This window comes from Trichodesmium erythraeum IMS101, from assembly GCF_000014265.1.
In the GTDB taxonomy this organism is placed as follows: Bacteria; Cyanobacteriota; Cyanobacteriia; order Cyanobacteriales; family Microcoleaceae; genus Trichodesmium; species Trichodesmium erythraeum.
Map to the genome: position 1 here is coordinate 7,383,345 of NC_008312.1, position 20,257 is coordinate 7,403,601.

The 20,257-nt window shown below is 34.0% G+C and carries 13 protein-coding genes and 3 pseudogenes; 9 read left to right on the forward strand and 7 right to left on the reverse strand.

Going from position 1 to position 20,257, the window contains the following annotated elements:
* The first annotated feature begins 122 nt into the window (after positions 1 to 122).
* The 4 genes and pseudogenes from TERY_RS23190 to TERY_RS31550 all read left to right on the forward strand — a co-directional run bounded on the left by TERY_RS23190 (position 123) and on the right by TERY_RS31550 (position 1,509).
* Positions 123 to 440, forward strand: a complete 318-nt coding sequence (locus tag TERY_RS23190) for a DUF1232 domain-containing protein (protein ID WP_011614067.1) — start codon at positions 123 to 125, stop codon at positions 438 to 440.
* A gap of 623 nt (positions 441 to 1,063) precedes the next feature.
* Positions 1,064 to 1,129 (forward strand): annotated as a pseudogene (locus TERY_RS37790) (hypothetical protein); the annotation flags it as partial.
* On the forward strand, positions 1,115 to 1,366 hold the full coding sequence (locus TERY_RS31545) for a hypothetical protein (protein ID WP_155994746.1): 252 nt from the start codon (positions 1,115 to 1,117) through the stop codon (positions 1,364 to 1,366). The pseudogene TERY_RS37790 and the gene TERY_RS31545, both read left to right, overlap by 15 nt.
* Complete coding sequence (locus TERY_RS31550) at positions 1,279 to 1,509, forward strand: calcium-binding protein (RefSeq protein ID WP_081432573.1); 231 nt, start codon at positions 1,279 to 1,281, stop codon at positions 1,507 to 1,509. The genes TERY_RS31545 and TERY_RS31550 overlap by 88 nt, the downstream gene beginning before the upstream one ends.
* A 990-nt stretch (positions 1,510 to 2,499) precedes the next feature.
* Here the strand turns inward: TERY_RS31550 and TERY_RS23195 are convergent.
* Positions 2,500 to 3,888, reverse strand: coding sequence for an NB-ARC domain-containing protein (locus tag TERY_RS23195; protein WP_011614068.1), 1,389 nt, complete (start codon positions 3,886 to 3,888; stop codon positions 2,500 to 2,502).
* Between the two features lie 197 nt (positions 3,889 to 4,085).
* Here TERY_RS23195 and TERY_RS23200 point away from each other — a divergent pair, with 197 nt between their 5' ends.
* Complete coding sequence (locus tag TERY_RS23200; protein ID WP_011614069.1) at positions 4,086 to 4,367, forward strand: hypothetical protein; 282 nt, start codon at positions 4,086 to 4,088, stop codon at positions 4,365 to 4,367.
* Positions 4,368 to 4,767: 400 nt separating this feature from the next.
* On the opposite strand, the gene alaS is transcribed toward TERY_RS23200, so the two are convergent.
* The 3 genes and pseudogenes from alaS to TERY_RS23215 all read right to left on the reverse strand — a co-directional run bounded on the left by alaS (position 4,768) and on the right by TERY_RS23215 (position 12,104).
* Positions 4,768 to 7,392, reverse strand: a complete 2,625-nt coding sequence (gene alaS, locus TERY_RS23205; RefSeq protein ID WP_011614070.1) for an alanine--tRNA ligase — start codon at positions 7,390 to 7,392, stop codon at positions 4,768 to 4,770.
* 132 nt (positions 7,393 to 7,524) lie between these two features.
* A pseudogene (locus TERY_RS37795) lies at positions 7,525 to 8,648 on the reverse strand (RNA-guided endonuclease InsQ/TnpB family protein).
* A gap of 531 nt (positions 8,649 to 9,179) precedes the next feature.
* Positions 9,180 to 12,104 (reverse strand): calcium-translocating P-type ATPase, PMCA-type, encoded by a 2,925-nt coding sequence (locus TERY_RS23215; protein WP_011614071.1) that lies wholly within the window; start codon positions 12,102 to 12,104, stop codon positions 9,180 to 9,182.
* Positions 12,105 to 12,454: 350 nt separating this feature from the next.
* Between TERY_RS23215 and TERY_RS23220 the strand changes: the two genes are divergently transcribed.
* The 4 genes and pseudogenes from TERY_RS23220 to TERY_RS34035 all read left to right on the forward strand — a co-directional run bounded on the left by TERY_RS23220 (position 12,455) and on the right by TERY_RS34035 (position 14,493).
* Positions 12,455 to 13,594 (forward strand): DNA (cytosine-5-)-methyltransferase, encoded by a 1,140-nt coding sequence (locus TERY_RS23220; protein WP_011614072.1) that lies wholly within the window; start codon positions 12,455 to 12,457, stop codon positions 13,592 to 13,594.
* 17 nt (positions 13,595 to 13,611) lie between these two features.
* The gene (locus TERY_RS37800; RefSeq protein ID WP_370496194.1) at positions 13,612 to 13,746 is read left to right on the forward strand and encodes a hypothetical protein; all 135 of its coding nucleotides are present in this window, start codon (positions 13,612 to 13,614) and stop codon (positions 13,744 to 13,746) included.
* A gap of 177 nt (positions 13,747 to 13,923) precedes the next feature.
* Positions 13,924 to 14,337 (forward strand): annotated as a pseudogene (locus tag TERY_RS34030) (hypothetical protein); the annotation flags it as partial.
* 12 nt (positions 14,338 to 14,349) lie between these two features.
* A complete protein-coding gene (locus TERY_RS34035) occupies positions 14,350 to 14,493 on the forward strand; it encodes a hypothetical protein (protein ID WP_370497321.1) in 144 nt (47 codons plus the stop codon).
* 1,727 nt (positions 14,494 to 16,220) lie between these two features.
* Here the strand turns inward: TERY_RS34035 and TERY_RS37805 are convergent.
* The 3 genes from TERY_RS37805 to mddA all read right to left on the reverse strand — a co-directional run bounded on the left by TERY_RS37805 (position 16,221) and on the right by mddA (position 19,965).
* A complete protein-coding gene (locus TERY_RS37805; protein WP_370496196.1) occupies positions 16,221 to 16,346 on the reverse strand; it encodes a hypothetical protein in 126 nt (41 codons plus the stop codon).
* A gap of 1,472 nt (positions 16,347 to 17,818) precedes the next feature.
* A complete protein-coding gene (locus tag TERY_RS23230) occupies positions 17,819 to 19,012 on the reverse strand; it encodes an SAM-dependent methyltransferase (RefSeq protein WP_011614074.1) in 1,194 nt (397 codons plus the stop codon).
* A 206-nt stretch (positions 19,013 to 19,218) separates the two neighbouring features.
* Positions 19,219 to 19,965 (reverse strand): methanethiol S-methyltransferase, encoded by a 747-nt coding sequence (gene mddA / locus TERY_RS23235; RefSeq protein WP_011614075.1) that lies wholly within the window; start codon positions 19,963 to 19,965, stop codon positions 19,219 to 19,221.
* Positions 19,966 to 20,257 lie beyond the last annotated feature (292 nt).

Sequence of the window (20,257 nt, forward strand, 5' to 3'; positions counted from 1 at the left end):
TTCCTGAATTTTAACTGTAGAATTTTCTAGAAAAACTGAGGGTTAATATTAGCACTGACATAGTGCTTTAAACTCTGGGATTATTTAATATATAAGCAACTTTTAAATTTGAGGATAATTAAATGAGCTTTTCCATTCAATCTCTATATACTTGGTACCGCAATACTATCCGTAATCCTAAATATCGTTGGTGGATTATTGCTGGAACATTGGCTTATGTATTGAGTCCTTTTGATATTTCTCCAGATTTTATCCCAATTATTGGACAAATTGATGATATTGCTATTGTAACTCTTTTAGTTACAGAAGTTTCTCAGATGGTAGTTGATTTTATTAAATTGCGTCGGGGCAAAGATACACAAGTAGTATCTAATATGAATAACCAAGGCTCAAGTACTACCAATAATACAATTGATGTAAATGTAGTTTCTGTAAAATAAACACAGAAATAAGAATAACTCTAAATATACCAAGGTTAATCAAAAGTAAAATCACTTTTCAAGCATTTTTTGGTGCTTGGGCGAGTTACTATATTAATTTTGTTGAGGTTGGAAATTGGGGTAAGGTTTATAGGATCTGTATCTCGGAAAGCTAGCCTCTTGGTTAACGGAGTAACTCTGGGTAAGTTCCTACTATTTTATTCTCCCCAAGCAAAACCTAAATAAACTACATATAGCGGTACTACGTAAGTTCTATAACTGAAAAAAATGGGCGAACAGTGAGTAATCTTATAAATTATTATGATTATGATCATAGTATCAAACTTTCAAAATATATAAAATATATAAATTCTAAACAGGACTTAAAAAAACACTAATTGCAGTGTAAATATCTGAAATAATTATCAAAAATACACTCTAATATAGAGTTAAGAGGTAATAGGTAAATTCTGATAAAAATAGAGATAAGAACAAAGTGAAGTTTATCTACGATGTTACTAAAGTAGGATCTAAGTTCAAAAATTAAAGCAACTCATCACACACACCAAATAAAATAGGAGAACAATATGTCAACAGGAACTGATGGTATAACTATTTCTGGTACAGGTTAAAATGATAACTTCTCTGATGAAAATAGTGATGATTCTATTTTTGGTAGCGAAGGTAATGACAACATCACAGGTGAAGCAGGTGATGATAAACTTTTTGGTAATTCTGGGGATGACACAATAAAAGGAAGTGCTGGTGATGACAAAGTTTTAGGTAGTCATGGCAATGACTCAATAGAAGGAAAAATTAGTAATGATATACTTCGTGGTGATGACAGTAATGACCTAGTCTGGGGGGAGGTGATGGAAACGATACGCAGACAGGAAGAGGAGGTAATGACAAACTCTATGGTGGAATTGGTGATGATAAAATACTAGGTGATGACGATAATGAGGAAATTACAGGTGACGCGGGTCATGATAAACTTTATGGTGGAATTGGTGATGACATAATATATGGTAACGAAGGTAATGACCAAATCACAGGAAATGCGGTTAATGATACACTTTTTGGTAGTTAAGGTAATGACGAAATCATAGGATGTGATGGTAATGATACACTTTAAACTCATCCTTGTAGTTGTTTGAGAGTTTCATCTTCTTCCTAACGCTTCAACTATCTGTGTGGTGAACTCTTAGAATACCAAATTTCTCAAGCTGTTACATCACAACCACGACAACCTGTTATTGGGGAAGTGAGAAGGATATGATTGTATTTATTGAAATGGAATATGAGGCATACCTTTACCTCTTTATTTTCTGGTGAAATAGGAAAAATATCTTTAAATAACTTCCATTTTATGTTACTTAATCCTTCAAATCTACCTGGCATCTTCTTTTAATTGCTATACTGAGTAAGGCTTATCATAGTATCATTATTTTACTATTAGTGAGATAGATTCTTGTATGATACTCCGACCAGTTGCTAAGACGGTACTTTGATTTTGACTGGGACTTGGACTTATTCATATTTACTTTTATGTCATGTACTTTTATTGTTACACTATGGGCATCCGCAGTGCAACAAAGCTGTATAAAACTACTCATAAATTAGTTAAAAAATATGACCATTATTCTCTAAAATACCTTAAGCTTAAAGGTAAGAGCTAGAAACACTAAGCTATTAAAATCAATTTATCATGGAGCCTGGATTTATTTTCTTAAAAAATTGAATGCTGTGGCGGTGAAACACGGTGTTTATGTAATTAGTTTTATCCTCACAATACATCGCATTGATTCAGTAATTTTAGTCAAAAATACTGAAAAAATTGTCAGCTATAACTCACTGTTATCCTAAATTTAAAGTAGTTTTAGAGATAGATAAAAATGCAGAATTAACATATTAAATAAACCATTAAACGAGGTGGGTATCATCCTATCTGCTTTTGGAGGCGCAAGACCTTAGTGAACCTGTAAAATAAGGTGCTTCAGCGAATGATGTAGAGGTTATTTCTGTTTTAGAAGCTCTCGTTATTATCTCTGATTTAATGAAAGATAACTTCACTTGATTACTATTTATTTTTGGTAAGAATATATTGTTTAAATACAGGATTAATTTCAAATACATATTTGTTGTCTAGTTCCTTTTTTTCCACTAAGCTACGTCTACATAAAGATTCAATTACTTGTAAAAATTCTGATTTAGATAATTCATTATTATTAGGTATTTGGCAAATATTTATGGGTTTATTTTGATTACATAACCAGTAAGTTACTTTTTTTTCTGATGGGTTAAAACGCTCAAAATGATACTCTAAAGTTTGTTGAAAATCTCCTAAATAAATCTCCTCAATTTCAGCTAAAAACTGAGAAACTCTACCAGAAAAGTATTCCCTAATTGTTGCAGCTATAACGTTTAAGCAGGTGGGATTACCTTGATAAATAGTTATTAATTCTGACCACTTTTCCTCATCTTTTAATTTTTTCGTTTTCAATATTTTTGTGGCTTCTTCTTTTTCTAATCCTTTCAGATGTAAGGTTCTTATTGGATAATTTTCTGTTTCTAATCTTGCTATTTCTATAGATTTTTCCCAACTAATGATAATTACACAACTTTGATGAGATAAAGAAGCAATTTGTTTAAAAAAATTGCCGTAGTTTTTATAGTCTAATAGGTATTTACCGGCTAATTCACCACTTTGAAAAATATTTTCTACATCATCAAGAATTACTAGACAACGATAAGCACGAAAATAATCAATAATTGTAGATAATAGCTTGGTTTGGGATTGGGAAAAAAATTTTTTTAGTTCGGTTTTTATAGTTGAAAGATGAGGATAATTATTAAGGCTTTTCCAAAAAATATAGTCAAATTCTGTTTGAACATGTTCGATAAGTTGACAAGCAAGATTGCTTTTGCCAATTCCACTTAATCCGTAGATTGTTATGAATTGAATGTTGCTTTCTAATATCCATTTTTTGAGGGTAGATATTTCTGATGTGCGATGAGAATTGCAAGTTAATTTCGGTGCATCTTTGAGATTAATTATAGGAGATTTATTTTTGTTTTGAGGACTTTTAGGAGAATATGGCAAACTTGCTTTTTCACCTTCTACACTTTGTATTAATTGACCGCCAATATTAAAATTATCAACTTGTAACAAAAAGTGACCCGAGTTAGATTTGTAATCTTGAGAAACACAATATTTTTTCTCTGCCTTATAACGAAAGTTAGACTTATTAAGGTCTGAGCCTAAGTCTTTACAGAGTTTTTTTAATAATTTAGCAGCTTTTTCTTTCACTTTAGATTCGCTGCAATAAAGTTCTTTAGCTATTTCACCATATGTTTTTCCTTCCCAAATGCCTTTTAGTATTTCTTTCTGAACCTCTGAGAGATTTTTTCTAGTTTCATTAAACATCAAATTATCAGCCCAATTTAAGATAGTTTCAAAATTATTCATAGGTAAATACTAATAAATGTTTATCCAGTATATCCTGTGAAATATACTTTTTCAACTAAATGTACTAAATGTACTAAATTCATTTCAAATAGTTGAAAAATCAGGTACTAAATATACTTGTTGAAAGTTGACAAAGCTAAAAATGACGAAATAAAATATAGGGCAAAGTAAACTCAACAAAAAATAGCAGCTAAAATATGGTAGCACATAGTAAATCAGAAGCAAGAAGACAAGCAAGTTCAGCTATTAATAAATGGGCTTTAGGATTTGCAGCAATAGCTTGGGTTCCAGGTTCACACTATGCAATGGGTGCTGGTGATATCGCAATGATTCGTCAAGTTGGAGCAATCTTTGATGTTAGTGTGAGTAAAACTGCAGCCGCAGAAATATTTACGATAGTTGCGGCTCCACTTATAGGGAGTAAGGTTGCTCACTCCGTTCTTGATTTTATTCCTGTTGTAGGGTGGGGTGCGAAATAAGCAGTGGCGGCTGGAGTTACAAAGGCTGTTGGAGAGGCACTCATCAGTTACTTTGATGACTGTTCCCCTCTTCCTTAAGAATAAAGATGGTTAAAATAACTGCTTCTTCTGTGCAAAATGCTAAAATTACTGCATTCTCTAGCTTTTGTAGAAGTTAAATCCCTATCAAAATAAGCGGACTAATAAAATTTATTCAGGTTTAGGATTCGACATTGTAAAGATCTTTTTCTGGTTTGTTCCACTCTGAAAGATCTATTTTTATTAGTTACATTATGGTGATAGTTTCAAGTTTAATGGCTTTAGGTTGGGTTGCGCTGTCGCTTAAACCAACAAAAACCTATATATGTTTAGTTTCGTTGCCTCAACCCAACCTAAAAAGTCAATAAAGCAAATCCAACATTTACTTCAACCCATCAACCAACTGCTCCTTCGCACTCTCCAATGCCTCCTTCAACTTACTCGGATCGCGACCCCCTGCTTGCGCCAAGTTCGGACGGCCGCCACCGCCTCCTCCACAAATTTTCGCTATCCCGCCAATAAATTTTCCTGCTTGCAAACCTTTACCATTTACAGATTTACTAAAAGCAGCAACTAAACTAACTTTACCCTCAGCTGCAGAACCTAATACCACAGCACTTTCATCTAACTTTTGTTGCAACCTCTCTGCTGCTGTCTTCAACGCCTCCGCATCAACTCCAGGCATTTCTGCTACCAATATCTGAAACTCACCGACAGTCTCAGCATTCCCCAACAACTGGTCAGACTTCGCTACTGCTAACTCCCCTTTCAATGCTTCCAACTGTTTCTGCGAGTCCTTCAACTCCTGCTGCAAGTTACTCACACGCTCCGATAGCTCCTCCGGTTTTGCCTTAAAGCGATCGCTCAATTCTTTAACCACAGCATCCCGCACCTTCAAATAATCTAAAACTGCTAAACCTGCCACTGCTTCAATACGGCGTACTCCAGAAGAAATACCAGCTTCAGAAATAATTTTAAACACGCCAATTTCTGCAGTATTATTCACATGAGTTCCCCCACATAATTCCATCGATACTCCCGGATAGTCAACCACCCGCACCACATCAGCATATTTTTCTCCAAACATAGCAACTGCTCCCTTTGCTTTAGCTACTTCCAATGGCATTTCGGCAACCGTCGCCGAATGTGCTTCAGCTATCCAACTATTGACTTGAGCTTCTACTTGCTCGACTTCCTCCGGTTTCAAACCCCTTGGGCAATTAAAATCAAATCGTAAACGGTCAAAAGATACCAAAGAACCCGCCTGAGAAATTGACGAGTCTACAAGAGAGCGCAAAGCAGCTTGTAATAGATGAGTCGCTGTATGATTTGCCTGTGCTCGACGTCGACAAGTACCATCTATTTGAGCATTCACCGTCATTCCTAACTGTAACCTACCTCGCTCAATACGACCAAAATGTACAAAAATATTATTCTGCTTTTGCACGTCTTCTATTCGTACTACCAAACTATCCCCACTGAGATAACCACGATCGGCTATTTGTCCTCCAGACTCAGCATAAAAAGGCGTTTTGTCAAGTACAATTTGCACTTGAGCACCTGCTTGAACCGTCTCCAATTGTTCACCATCTCCTACCAAAGCCATTACCTGTGCTGGAGAACTCAAATCTGTGTATCCTAAAAACTGCGTTTTGTCTATATCTAATTTTACCCCATCTTGAGCTGTCAAGTCAATAGTTTCATGTGCTGACTGAGAGCGTATTTGGGCTAGTTTCATTTCTTGATCAAACATACTGACATCAACAGTTAAACCATTTTCCTCAGCTATTTCTTGAGTCAGCTCTAAGGGAAAGCCATAGGTATCGTATAACTTGAAAGCATCTTCTCCAGAAATATGCTGAGTTTTCTTGGTTTCGGGTTTGGCCATAATTTCTGCCAATAGTTTTTCTCCTCGCTCCAATGTTTCAAGGAAGCGAGACTCTTCCCGTTGTAACTCTGCTTTAATCACAGTTTCTCGTTCTCGAAGATTTGGGTAAATATCCTCAGCCAGAGTGATTGCTGTTTCAGCAACTTTTGATGTAAATTCCCCAGAAATTCCAATCAAACGACCATGACGAACAACTCGCCGAATTAACCGTCGTAAAATATAACCCCTACCGACATTAGATGCGGTGACACCATCAGCAATTAAATTTGCTACTGCTCGCACATGATCACCAATGACTTTAAGAGAAACTTTGGTTTTATCGTCACTTTTTCTATAGTCAATATCAGCAATATCACTAGCCGTTTTAATGATGGGAAAAATCAGGTCAGTTTCATAATTATTAGGAACTTTTTGTAAGATTTGCGCCATCCTTTCCAACCCCATCCCCGTATCAATATTTCTGTTTTCTAGCGGGGTGAGATTTCCGTTAGCATCACGGTTATATTGCATAAATACTAGGTTATAAAACTCAATAAACCTAGTGTCATCTTCCAAGTCAATGTGATCATCCCCTAATTCTGGGTGAAAATCATAATAAATTTCTGAACATGGACCGCATGGACCCGTTGGACCTGATGCCCAAAAATTATCTGCCTCATCCATCCGTTGAATACGATGTGCTGGAATACCTATTTGGTCGCGCCAAATTGCAAAAGCTTCATCATCTTCTCGGAATACACTGACAACTAAACGCTCTGGTGGTAAAGCAAATATTTTTGTGGAAAGCTCCCAAGCCAAAGCGATCGCTTCTGGTTTAAAATAGTCGCCAAAACTGAAGTTACCTAACATCTCAAAAAAAGTGTGGTGTCTGGCAGTGCGACCAACATTTTCAATATCATTAGTACGGATACATTTTTGGGATGTAGTGGCGCGGGGATATTGTCGGGGTTGTTGTCCAAGAAATATGGGTTTAAATGGTAGCATTCCCGCAATAGTTAGTAAGACCGTAGGGTCTTCGGGAACTAGAGATGCACTTGGTAAAATGGTGTGTTCCCTTTGTGCGTAAAAGCTGAGAAACTTTTTTCTGATTTCGTTACCTGTTAGTTTTTTTGCAGACATAATCAATTTAAGATGCTTGAGTTTAATTTTTTGCGGGTAAAATTTTACCTTTTCTGTTGTTACTTTACTACTTCATAATAAGTGACATTTTAATGTTTACTTCCTGCTTTAACTGAGACCATCGGCGGTTACTCATCCACAAGCGTTGACTATCAAACCGACCGCATCTCTCAAATTCATACTGGCGTTTAAATCTCAATAAGATTGATAAATCACACTCTGAGCAGTCATAATTCCTTAGATTTAATAGCATATCTTGAAGATGACCGCAGTTTGAATAAGTTTTTGATGATGGAAAAAACCTGTCAACTACTACTAACTCCGAGCCGTACCATTGGCACTTGTATTCTAGTTGTCTGCGAAACTCATAAAAACCTTGGTATGCAATTGACTTGGCTAATTTTTGATCGTCTTTTCATATCGCTGTACCAAACATCCCACTAACCTTTAAGTCTTCAATGACAACAACGCCGTGCTTAAAGGCTTGCGTATGTTGTCAATTTATGAAGTGCATCTTTACAGATGTTAGCTACTTTTCCATGTAATCTAGCTATCTTCAGTTGTGCTTTTTTCCAATTAGCAGAACCTATCTCTTGATTGCAATTTAGGTATTGTATTCTAGATAGCTTAGTTGTAAATATGCGATCAGATTTCAGACTTTCAAATACTTTACCATCACTTAAAATTGCTAATGTCTTTAGACCTAAGTCAACACTTACTACCTCAATGGTTTTAGGTGTTTAAGTAGGGGTAAATTCATAGTTTAAGCTTAAGTACCAATCACCAGTCTGTTTACTTGTAGTTAGTTTTTGAGTCGTTGTTTCAATTGGTTCATAAATTCTCATAACACTAATAAAAGGTAATTTGTGATTCCAAGCATTTAGTTCTCTTGGTTTCTCACAATTATCTATAGTGAATGAATCATGTTTACCTTTATTCTTAAACCTTGGGTGTTGACTCAACCCTTGTTTGCGAAGCATTCCGAAGGAAAAGAACCTCTTAAATGCTTCACCTAAATTGATGAAAGCGTATTGATAAACTCTATACGACAAGTTTTTCATCCAAAGATAAAGAGGTTTTGTGTTATTGGTAAAAACTTCTTTGAGTTTACGGGTATTAGGTTTACAACCATCTCTGTAAGCTGCATTCCAAAAACTTAACCCCCAGTTGTCACACCATCTGCCATAACCTGCGTGTTGATCCATCAGGCTTTTCTGCTTATTACTCAGTTTGAGCTTAGTTATGATGGATTTCATTTATGGATATTGGCAGTATAATGGTATGCTTTTTCAGGTATTATATTGTTATTCTAGGATTAAGTCAATGCTCCTCTTTCATTTCAGCAACAGTCGAAACATAAATTTATACAACTCGTAATTTGTATAAATTTACAATCATACCAATTTCCTTAAGTATGGCTACACATCATACTCAAGAATGAAATCATATAATCTTATTAATATTAAGTAATGTAGCCTAAGTTTATGAAATTGGTATGAATTTATATAACCAGGAGCTATCCATGAGGAAGGAAATTTTGATTTTGAAATTGCTCAAGGACTGCAAAGCTTAAGCATATGAAACCCTAGCGCTAACACTCAAAATGAGAGAAATAAATTATTTTGCGTAAGTCCTATTGATATTCAATATGGTAGTATTGGGATAAAACAGTATATTCTGCTTAGAGTATCAAATACCCTACCATACTAATATCTACCTCCCATAAACCAAGTTTATGATCACACTCCACTCCTAAAGGGACTTAATTTTACTCAACCTACTACTTTTTAAGAAGCCTTAAACCGTATTTGAATCATCCGCCAAATTTCACCTATCCAGAATACAATAGAAGTACCACCAATAATTATTAACCAATCTCTTAAAGATAAAGGAACTGTTCTAAATACACTTCCTCCATATTGAACCATCAAAATTTGCCCCACAAAAATCAATGCAGCAATAACTATAAAACTAGCATTTTTACTAATATTAGAAAATGCAGATTCCCTTAAACCAAAACATTTAGCATTAAACATATTCCAAAATTGCAACATAACAAATGTAGTGAAAAATAGAGACAATTCATAAGGAGTTACTACTTGGTCTTTTTGGATATACAGCAAGAAACCGACAAAAAACACCAAAAATATTGATGCTACAGAGAAAATATTCACCGCCATTGATTGGGAAATTATAAATTCTTGAGAATTTCTTGGTGCTTTCTCCATAACTTTTTCATTAGGTGGTTCCGTTGCCAAAGCCAATGCAGCAAAAGTATCCATAATTAAATTCACCCACAATAGTTGAATCACAGTAAACGGCAGATTAATTCCAATAAACGGACCTAATAAAGCTATCCCACAAGCAGCAACATTTATTGTTAACTGGAAAAGAATAAACTTTTGAATATTTTGGTACAGCGATCGCCCCCACATAACTGCATTTTCGATACTACCAAAAGAATCATTCAAAATGATAATATCGCTAGCTTCCTTAGCTACAGAAGTACCACTACCCATTGACAAACCAACCTGCGCTTGGTTTAAAGCAGGTGCATCGTTAGTCCCATCACCCGTAACTGCCACCACTTCCCCACTACCTTGTAGTAGTTGTACAATACGTTGCTTATCCTGTGGTCGTGCTCTAGCAATCACTTTTGCTTTTTGCACCATTTCTAAAGCTGCTGCATCATCCAACTCACGGAGTTTGTTACCAGTGATAGAATAATCATTATCCTCATCCTCACTTATAATTCCAATTTCACGAGCAATTTCTATTGCAGTCAAACGACTATCCCCTGTAATCATTTTCACTTTAACCCCAGCTTTTCGGCAGATTTCTACTGCTAGGGGTACTTCTTCTCGCACTGGATCGGCGATTGCCACAAAACCCAACCAAACGAGATCATCGTATTGTTCAAGTTCACACCCTTGTTGATAGTTTTGAGGATCTCTAACATAGGCAAATCCTAAAGTCCGTCTGCCAATAGATTCATGCTTATTTAACTCTGCTGTGAGCGATACTCTCTGAGAATTTGTAAAAGCTTGGATTCCATCTGAGGTCAGAACTTGATTGCAACTTACTAACAATATTTCGGGCGCACCCTTAATATGGAGTATTTTTTCGCCTATAGTAGGGGAAACTCCGAGAGTTGCCATGTACTTTCTGTCTGAAGAAAAAGTTAACTGACTAATAACCTCAAAATCTTCTCGTTTGTCAATATAGTCAATGTTGTTTAGCTCTAACCACAATAGCAAAGATGCTTCTGTATGGTCTCCCAAAGGAGTAGAAACTCCCTCTTTTCTATGTTCTAAGTTAGCTGTAGTGTTTGCACATATCGCTTCAACTATAATATTTTCAGCATTGAGAGTGCTATTCTCAAAACTAGGAAACTGGAAATCACTCACCTGCATTTTGTTTTCAGTTAACGTGCCTGTTTTATCAGAACAAATAACCGTTGTGGCACCAATAGTTTCGCAAGCGTGCATCCGGCGAACTAAATTATTTTGTTTAGTCATTTTCTGAATACTGTAGGCAAGACTTAGGGTAACACTTAGAGCTAATCCTTCAGGTACGGCAACAACTATAACTGCAACTGCAATCATAAAGTATGTTAAGAATTTCAGGGCAACATCTGTAGCGATCCAATCAGTGGGAGAAGCGGGAACCCACTCTAAATAATACCCGACTCCCATACCGATGCCAAATATTACTAGGGCGGTCAAAAGATTTCTTGACCAGGCGATCTTACTATCATCTTCTAACCATCCCGGAACTTCTATTTCCTTACCTACTGATTCTAATCCATCTATAATTATTGGCAACCAGACTCTAGTTAAGGCAGTAACTAAACTAATGGCAAGGATACTGATAATGTACCATTGTCTAAAGGTGAGGTTGAGTTCTCCTGTAAATATACCCCGTACTACTAGAGCCATATCTATTAACACTGCTACACCTAAACCAAGGATACCAATTAGATTACTGAGGCGTGCCAGTTGCAGATTTAGAGGAGTTTCTACATCTGTAATGTCAAGAACACATCTAGCAGTTTTACCGATTTCTGTAGCATCACCAATGGCCGTAATTTCAATAATTCCATGTCCATCATTCACTACAGTATCTCGTAAAACTTTATTGGGAGGGTAAGCGTCACTATTATGATTGTTAAAGGATAAATTTGTCTCTACTGTTTTAGTAACTGACATTGCTTCCCCAGTTAAACTAGCTTCATTAACTTCTAGAGAAACTGCCTCTATTACTTGACCATCTGCTGGTATTTCGTCTCCTGTTTCTATGATTACCAAATCCCCTACTACTAAGTCTTTTTTCGGAATAGTTGTAATGTTATTATCCCGAATTACTGTGATTGGTATTTCATCATTTACTCGATTAAGAATCTCGAATTCTTGATTAGCTTTATATTCATTCAAAAAAGCAACAGTTGTAGCTATTAGGATAGCAGCAATAATACCTAAACCTTCTACATAATTACCTTCAAAAATTCCGACAGTAATAGCAATAACAGCGGCAATTATTAAAATCCGAATTATTGGGTCTTCAAACTTTTCTAACCATAATTTCCACCAGGGCAATCTCTTGGGTGGCGTTAATAAATTATAACCATATTTTTGCCTACTTGCCTCAACCTCAGCCTCTGTCAGTCCTTGATGACGGCTGTGTTTTTGACGTGGTTCTTCTGTTGTTTTCATTGATTAATCTCCTTGCCAAAATATGATTTGGTGGGTATTATGATAATTTTAGTATTTTATCATTTTTTTTAACTTTATTAATATATCTTAAATTTTAAATTTTGTCTATAAATGTTTATCATTATAAAAGTTAGTAGATTTTCTTGAAGCTTTACAGATACAAAAAATTGCTTATAAAAAAAATATTTTAGTTATTAGTTATCAGTACCAAAGCCCATCATTCAGAGGGTTAAAATAACTATAACAAATATTTTTTGATTTCGGTAAAAGGAGAGACTTAAAATATTATTTTTTTTGTTATAATATAACTTGAATTAGTAAGTACAAGAGTTATATTTTTAAACAATAAAATGTTAGTTCAAGCTTTAGAAAAAATACATTGGAATAAGGCACCAAAAATCATATCTTTATTTTCTGGTTGTGGAGGAATGGATTTACCATTTCACTATACAGGATTTAAGTTAGTGTGGGCCATTGATTCTGACCTTTATGCCTGTAGAACTTTTAGAAGAAATATTTCTAATATTATTGAGAATAATCAAATAGAAAATATAAATATTGCTGAAGTTCCAGAAGCAGACTTAATTATAGGAGGTTTCCCTTGTCAAGATTTCTCAATGATTTGGAAACGTCCAGGCTTAAAAGGTATTAGAGGCAATTTATATACCTACTTCTTAGAATTTGTTAAACGTAAACAACCAAAGGTATTTATCGCCGAAAATGTCAAAGGTTTATTAAGTGCTAATAAATACCAAGCAATTAAACGAATCATGTCAGATTTTGAAAGTATATCTCCAGGTTATTTAGTCAAACCTAAACTATATAATTTTGCTGATTATGGAGTACCTCAATTTAGAGAAAGAGTCATTTTAGTAGGCATTAGAATGGACACTGGTTTTAATTTTATTCATCCTTCACCAGAATATGGTATTGGTCGGAAATATACCTATATAACTGCTGGTAAAGCACTTAAAAATGTAGAAAAAGTTCCCAATAATAATGAACATCAAAAAATTCAACCTCGAACAATTGAAATATTGAAAAGGATAAAAGCAGGAGGTAATTTTACAGACATTCCTAAAGATAGTCCGTACTATGTAAAAGGAATGATTAGTCATGTTTATCGACGAATTGATCCAGACAAACCTGCTGCAACAATAATTGCTGGAGGAGGTGGAGGGACATGGGGTTATCATTATCCGGAACCCAGGTCTTTAACAAATAGAGAAAGAGCAAGATTACAAACATTTCCTGATGATTTTATTTTTGAAGGTTCTTTTAGTGAAATTAGGCGACAAATTGGTAATGCTGTACCTCCAGATGGAATTGTTTCTATTGTTGAATCTTTGATTCCACTATTCAAAAATGATTATAATAAAATAGATTTATACAATCTCAGTAAGCATTTACAAGCTATGTCAATCAAAGAAAGATTAAAATTAGCAGAATCAGAACTAGATGGACAACCAATACAGTTAAGTTTACTCTAATTTTTGAGATTAATATTATGGCTATTTATACTAATTATCCAGATTTTGGAGGTGCTTTTGGCGATCAACTTAGAAATCTTTTTAAATTAGCTAATTCTGTTACTATTGCATCTGGTTATACTTCAGAAATTACAGTAAAACAATCTCAATAATATATTGCTATAATTATCAACATTTGTGGGAATTTTACATTATTAGTTGCCATGATAATTTTTTAAAAATTAAATAGAAATACCTAGAATAAGTTAGGCAAATTAAACAGTTTAATATTATCTGCCAATGCTAAATGTGGAGGTGTCAGATTTGTGTAGAATCTACCACCATTTCATGGCAAAATTTACAGGATAAAATATCAAGATGAACTACTTTATTTTGCAGGGTCTTTAAATTTTTCTCAAAGAGGACTGTTTAATAATTTAGAATTTACCTGCAAAATTAGTGATACTACTACTATTAATCAAACAGAAACCTATCTTAATTGGATATTGACTGATAATGTATCTGTTAATTTTGCTAAGTGTGAATCATTTCCTATTATTGAATCAGCTAAGGAAAACCACAAAAAAACGACTTTGATAAATCCAAAAAATAAACCATTCATTAATTATAATATTTCTTATTTAGATCTATCTTTAGCTAGAGTTGAAAACCAAAAACGTTCCAACTTAAATGCTTTTTTTGGCAAAATAAGATGGAATAGAAAAACAGGTAATGTTATTCCTAGAGACTGGTTTGAAGTATAAATTATTGTAGATATAGCTTCAACTAAAAATCCCATTTATCCTCAAAGAGATTTTGTTGCCTACACTGATGATGGTTTAGTATTTCCCTGTCGAACTCAAGGTGATTATTATAAAAATCTGAGGTCAAGAGATGACTTAAAAATTTTAGGTCATTGACTCAAAGGAAAACTACAAAAAAAAGGAGTTTTAGAAGTATTTCAACCAGTCACAAGTCAAACATTAGAAAAATATGGTAAAGATTACATTCGGATGTATAAATTATCAGATTTAGATTACTATTTAGAGTTTTAATTGAAACTAAACTAAGTACCTGCTTTATAAACATTACACTCCCAATTTCCAATTCCCTAAAATTTTCCCAGAGTGGGTATTGAAAGAGCCATGATATTAGTTGTACTTTCGGGTACTATTTGAGAATTCCTAATGTTGTTAGGGATGGGGTTGAATTTTATTACCCAGAACTCTCTATGGGGCAGTTATTTTCCTAAGTTGAGCGATCGCTACATTAATTCTAATCAGGGACATTAAACTTACTTTGTCATCCAGCACTTTTGCCAATTTAATCGCCTATATAACTTTTAGTTTATCACCATTCAAAATAACTAATTAAAAAAGGTATTATCCTAAATATTTTGCTTATAATGGTTTATTTCTACCTCTATTTTTACCTTTCTGTATAGAAGCGAAAATTTGGTTAATCAGTTGATTATTTTATCATTTAAATTAGTTCGTATAATCTGATATTTGAGAGCTATTTTATTACCAATAAAAATCTACTAAAGCTTAAATTTATTAAAACAATTAGATCCCATCTAAAAAACGAGTAATTAGTTATTGTATCTCTGATAAGTTAGGAGTTATGAATTATGAATTAGAAACCAGGAAAAATTAAGTATTTTAATTATTTAAATTTTCAATTTGTATTCAAGAAAATGCTTGTATTAAGAAAAAGTAGTTTTGCAATTGTAGAATTTGAATCTCTTGCCTAGATAGAAAATTGAATAATTTCACGGCATAATTAAACAATTAACGGGTTTAGAACGCATGCCAATGTCATCTGGGAATAATTAAAAAAATTATATTGCTTGTGCAATGAAGGGTGTGGAGCTTCTGAAAAAAATTTGCTTTTAAAATAGGACAAAGTATTTATCAAGTTAAACACGGATTATTATCAAAATATCTAACCAACCAATTGAAGCATCTTTCAATTAAAATTAAGGTTATTTAACTTGAAAAACTAAAGGTTTTTTTGAATAAAAATAGTTAGGAGATCGCTAACGCAAAGCTCCGCTAACCCATGAAGTAAAGCGTGAAGATTGTCGAAATTTTTATGCGCTATATTATAGTATTTGCCTAAGTCTGCTTATGTTGTATGGAAATTCTATGACAACATCCCTAACCTTCCAAATTCAAGGCACTCAATAGTCAAGTTGAAAAGTTTTTTATAAATGCTATTACTCTCTGCCTTTTAAGGCAAAATATTTTTAGAAGCTTGTTTAAAACCCCAGGGTCAGCTCATCTTAACAATCGTTGAAAAATAGTATCTTTTCTAATCCTATTGCCCTGACAGGTTTTGAGTTAATTTAGTGACGAAAATACATTCCAATTGTTAAGTTGCGAAAACCAATAATATAAAAATTTATTAAATCGTTATCATAAAAATATTGATTCGTCAATAAAAATTTAGATGAGCTTGCCCTGGGTCTCCATCAAGTACTCATTATATGAATGGAGAATTAGTTTTCGTGGAATCTTATTATAATGGTAAGCTAATTCAACAGTCTCAAAAGCTTTTCAGCAAAGAAGAAATGCTATATTTAATTGCTCAGGGGGTGACCAGTCAGCCATAGTTAATAGGTAAGAGTTATTGTTCTCACAAGCTACTAGTGCAGGATGGCAGAAATAAGTAACCAGTAGAAGCGATGCCTTCTTCCTGAGATAGAATACTCAGAAGTGCGATCGCTCTCATAAAATAAATGGTCAATAGCCAAGCTAAAAATTATCGGCATAGAGTTTGATACTTGAGCCAGTATGAGCATAAATCTGAATCTAGTTAATCATCCTCGATCAAACCCCCTATTAACAAGGTCTGGTTAGAGTACAGTTGAAATAGTCAATAAAATTTAGTATCTTCTGCTTGAGCTCTGAGGTGGAATAGAAACTACTACGCCGGAGTCAACCCCTGGCCCAAATAGAGAACCAACACTCAATTTGATTCAGCCAAGAAATATGTTTAGGGATATAAACAAAGCGAATCTGGTGAGACTCCTCAGACAAAAAAAGCAGCACGAGTTACCATAGAGTCTCGAATACCTGATTTCTGTTTTACCCCAAATCAGTCTGAATACCACAACATTGAGCCACTTGACGGAATAATGATTCAGATTTATGAGTATTGAGTTGCTCTAATCCGAAAAATCCATCCTCCATCAGAATTCAGTATGGATAGTCTGTTCAATGTGTTGCAGAAAATCAACTTCTGTGAGAGTGGCCTTAATTGAAGGGGTAATGATTTGTCTTTTGGCTATGTGCCAGTTGGCCAGTAGACATTGAGTACCTAGGGGAATGTACTCAAACTCATTGCCTTCGACTCATCCTGGCTCTATTGGTTGAGTGGGGCCAATTCTCTCATTAGCTGGGATACTCGTCATTTTATCGGTACTAATCAGATGAATTCCTTTTTCGAGTAATTCTTGGGCCGACAGATATCACTGACAGATAGATTGAACCTAGTCGCGAAAAGCTACTAGGTCAGAGGGATTAGAGTTTAACCAGTAACGATGACCATGAGGTTGTAGAGTCCCTTCCTTTTAAAAGTTGTTCAGAAGCCTCCAAGCACCTTTTTCGCTACTGCCTCACTTGCCTTCTATGTAGTTGTAGTTGTTCACTTATCCTTCTAATGTTGGTTCCAGAGGCCGCAGCTAAGATGAGTTTTACTCTTCTGACCAGGGGATAGGAATTGGTGGTCTGACTAGCTAGAACTTGCAGCAGGTTTTTCTATCTTGGCGACAGGACTATGGATTGAGCTTTGGGGATAGGCATTCATTCATGGGGTTGACTAAGCTGATTGATTAGGCTTCCACAAATTCTAGTTGACTTCATAAATCACTTTTTTTTAGTGGTCACTTTTTGGGGCTGGCCTCTCCGATGCGATCGCACCTCTGAGTACTCTATCTCAGGAAGAAGGCATTGCTTCTACGTGGTCACTTATTTCTGCCATCCTGCACTAGAACAACAATAAAATACTTCCATATCAGTTATCGTTAAAGGTCTAGCGCGATAGCGGAGCGCGAAACCGAGTTTAATCGCTAACTCGAAAATAGCGTTTTTGAAACGTGAGCTAAGATGTCTCACAAAGCCCATTCTCGAAAGTTAGTCTTAGTCATTTGTCAAAAAAATTAGATGCGTTTGCCCTGGATTTTCCCCCTCTTTTTCTGCTTAAAACCCCCATTGCAAAAACAACTTATGAATTCTAAAATTATTAACCCATAGGAGGCATGCTTAAACCTTTCAAAGTTTGCTTTTTTTCTTCCTCACTCAAACTTTTGCTCTGCACCAAAACCCCAAAATTTCCTAACCCAATTGGGTCTATTAATGAATGTAATGCTTCCCTACGTCGGAAAACTTCTTCAACAGAAAAACCTTGATTATTTGATAATTCATTTAATCTATCTCCTAAACCTAAAGCCATTAAAAATAAACCTTGTTTAGTAAAACCTAGAGTTTCTAAGTCTAATAAATTTCCCTGTTTTTCCAAAGCAGTAAAATCAACATGAGCAGTAATATCTTGTCGCCCAACATTCCAATAAGGGTCATTATTTCGATGATGTTGATAATAACATTGTAGAGTTCCCTCTTTTCTAACAGGATTATAATAGCGTACTGCTTGATAACCATAATCAATAGTTAATAAATAACCCTTTAGCAACTTATTACTAACAATTTTTATCCAATCTAAAGCCTGTAAATTTACTTCACTTTGATAACCCTCAACATCAACAAATGAGAGTAAATCTATATCCACTAAATTAAAATATTCAGCAATTTCAGGAGTTGAAATTTTATCAGTTATTTCTACAAACTTTCCTTGAGAGTTAGAAGACACATAAATTTCTTTAATTTCCCGTTCTTCTATTCTAAACTTATGCACTGGAAAAGCATCTACCAACTCATTAGAAAAGAAACAACCTGTAATTGAACTATGGGAAATTTTATCCCAGTCACTCCATCTCACTTGATATGACTGTAAAATTTGTTTTTGTTGTACTTTTAAAACTTCTGATTTTTCAACAATTAGATATTCAACTGTTTGGAAAAAATCTAAATGTTTTTGTTTAAGATAACCTAAAATTTGCTCTGCTAAAATTCCCTGACCAGCACCCATTTCTACTATAGTAAAATTATTAGGCCTTTGCAAAATATGCCACATTTGTAGAAATTGTTCTGCTAATAATTCTCCAAAGTCACTACCCCAATGAGGAGAGGTTAAAAAGTCTCCTTGTTTGCCAATATTTACAGGATGAGTTGCATAATAACCATATTGGGGATGGTATAAAACTAAATCCATATATTCAGCAAAAGTAATCCGTTTATTTTGAGATTCAGATATGCTTTTATAGATAATTGTACATAAATTTTCATTATTATTGCTGATAGTTAGTTGTGGTTGATTCATAAATTTAAGGAAAAATTAAGAAAGAATAAAAATTAATTTTTTTTTCTTTCCTATAAATAGGAATAGTTAGTTTTATTATCTAACTGTATCTGAAATTTATAATTTTATTCACTCAATGTTTTTTGCTATCTATATAGAATATATTCATATCTACATATCTATATCTAGTCCCGAGAAAAAATCAGGAATAACCCTAATTTTTTTATCTATTTATGCTTGATAAATTTTATTTTGGGCACAGGAATTAACATAGAAACTTGCTGGCGATATTCCTGATATAAATTTCCATAAATAGAAATCATATCTACCTCTTCTAATTTAATACCTATTAATACATAAATTGTGATACCTATAGCAAAAACTAGATGAGAACTTGTCATTAATGGAGTTGCCCAAAAAGCAATAAGAAAACCTAACATAATTGGATGGCGAATATATTTATAAAACCCTGGATTTCTGAATTCTAAATCTTCATATTCCTGACCACGCCAATATAAATATACTTGTCGCAAGCCGAATAAATCAAAATGGTTAATCATAAAAGTGCTAAGAAAAACAATTAACCATCCCACGGCAAAAATGCCATAAATAACGTTAAAAATTATTGGGTTTTGTATATTCCAGATAATTCCACCAAAAGAAGACCATTGCCAACATAACAGTAATAATACTAGGCTTGCCATCAAAACATAAGTGCTACGTTCTATAACTTCTGGAATTATTTTAGTCCACCATTTTTTGAAACTTTGACGTGCCATAATACTATGTTGAACACCAAACAAAAAGATTAATAAAATATCAATTAATAACCCCTTAATCAGAGAACCATCTAAGTTTAAATCTAGTGTTTTTGGTACTATTAAATTGCCCACAAAACCAATGGTATACAGAAAAGTCATCAATGATATTAAATAACAAACTATACCATAAATAAATACTAGTGTTCTACTCATTTTTATCCTACAAAATCTCCATAACTTTGATAAAATTATTTGAGTAATTAAAGCAGCTTCATACCAATGGTAAAATTTAAATTTTTAAGTAATACTAAATCTCTACTGGTAAGAGGATATTTAAAAAATTTGAAGTCTTTACCCTAAATAAAATTTAGAGATAGGGTAAGTTCTCTTTAATAACTAAATTTAGTATAATTAACACAGGCAAAATCAGGGTAAACTCATCTAATTTACTAATTCCTATATATAGTTTACTGCTACCTTTAACTATTTTAGCAATAGTTTCTCT

Excerpts from the sequence above, each read along its gene's own strand:
- TERY_RS23190 (WP_011614067.1), top strand. The coding sequence starts at position 123 with ATGAGCTTTTCCATTCAATCTCTATATACTTGGTACCGCAATACTATC.
- TERY_RS23220 (WP_011614072.1), top strand. The coding sequence starts at position 12,455 with ATGTTAGTTCAAGCTTTAGAAAAAATACATTGGAATAAGGCACCAAAA.
- TERY_RS37800 (WP_370496194.1), top strand. The coding sequence starts at position 13,612 with ATGGCTATTTATACTAATTATCCAGATTTTGGAGGTGCTTTTGGCGAT.
- TERY_RS23200 (WP_011614069.1), top strand. The coding sequence starts at position 4,086 with ATGGTAGCACATAGTAAATCAGAAGCAAGAAGACAAGCAAGTTCAGCT.
- alaS (WP_011614070.1), bottom strand. The coding sequence starts at position 7,392 with ATGTCTGCAAAAAAACTAACAGGTAACGAAATCAGAAAAAAGTTTCTC.
- TERY_RS37805 (WP_370496196.1), bottom strand. The coding sequence starts at position 16,346 with ATGCCGATAATTTTTAGCTTGGCTATTGACCATTTATTTTATGAGAGC.
- mddA (WP_011614075.1), bottom strand. The coding sequence starts at position 19,965 with ATGAGTAGAACACTAGTATTTATTTATGGTATAGTTTGTTATTTAATA.
- TERY_RS23215 (WP_011614071.1), bottom strand. The coding sequence starts at position 12,104 with ATGAAAACAACAGAAGAACCACGTCAAAAACACAGCCGTCATCAAGGA.
- TERY_RS23195 (WP_011614068.1), bottom strand. The coding sequence starts at position 3,888 with ATGAATAATTTTGAAACTATCTTAAATTGGGCTGATAATTTGATGTTT.
- TERY_RS23230 (WP_011614074.1), bottom strand. The coding sequence starts at position 19,012 with ATGAATCAACCACAACTAACTATCAGCAATAATAATGAAAATTTATGT.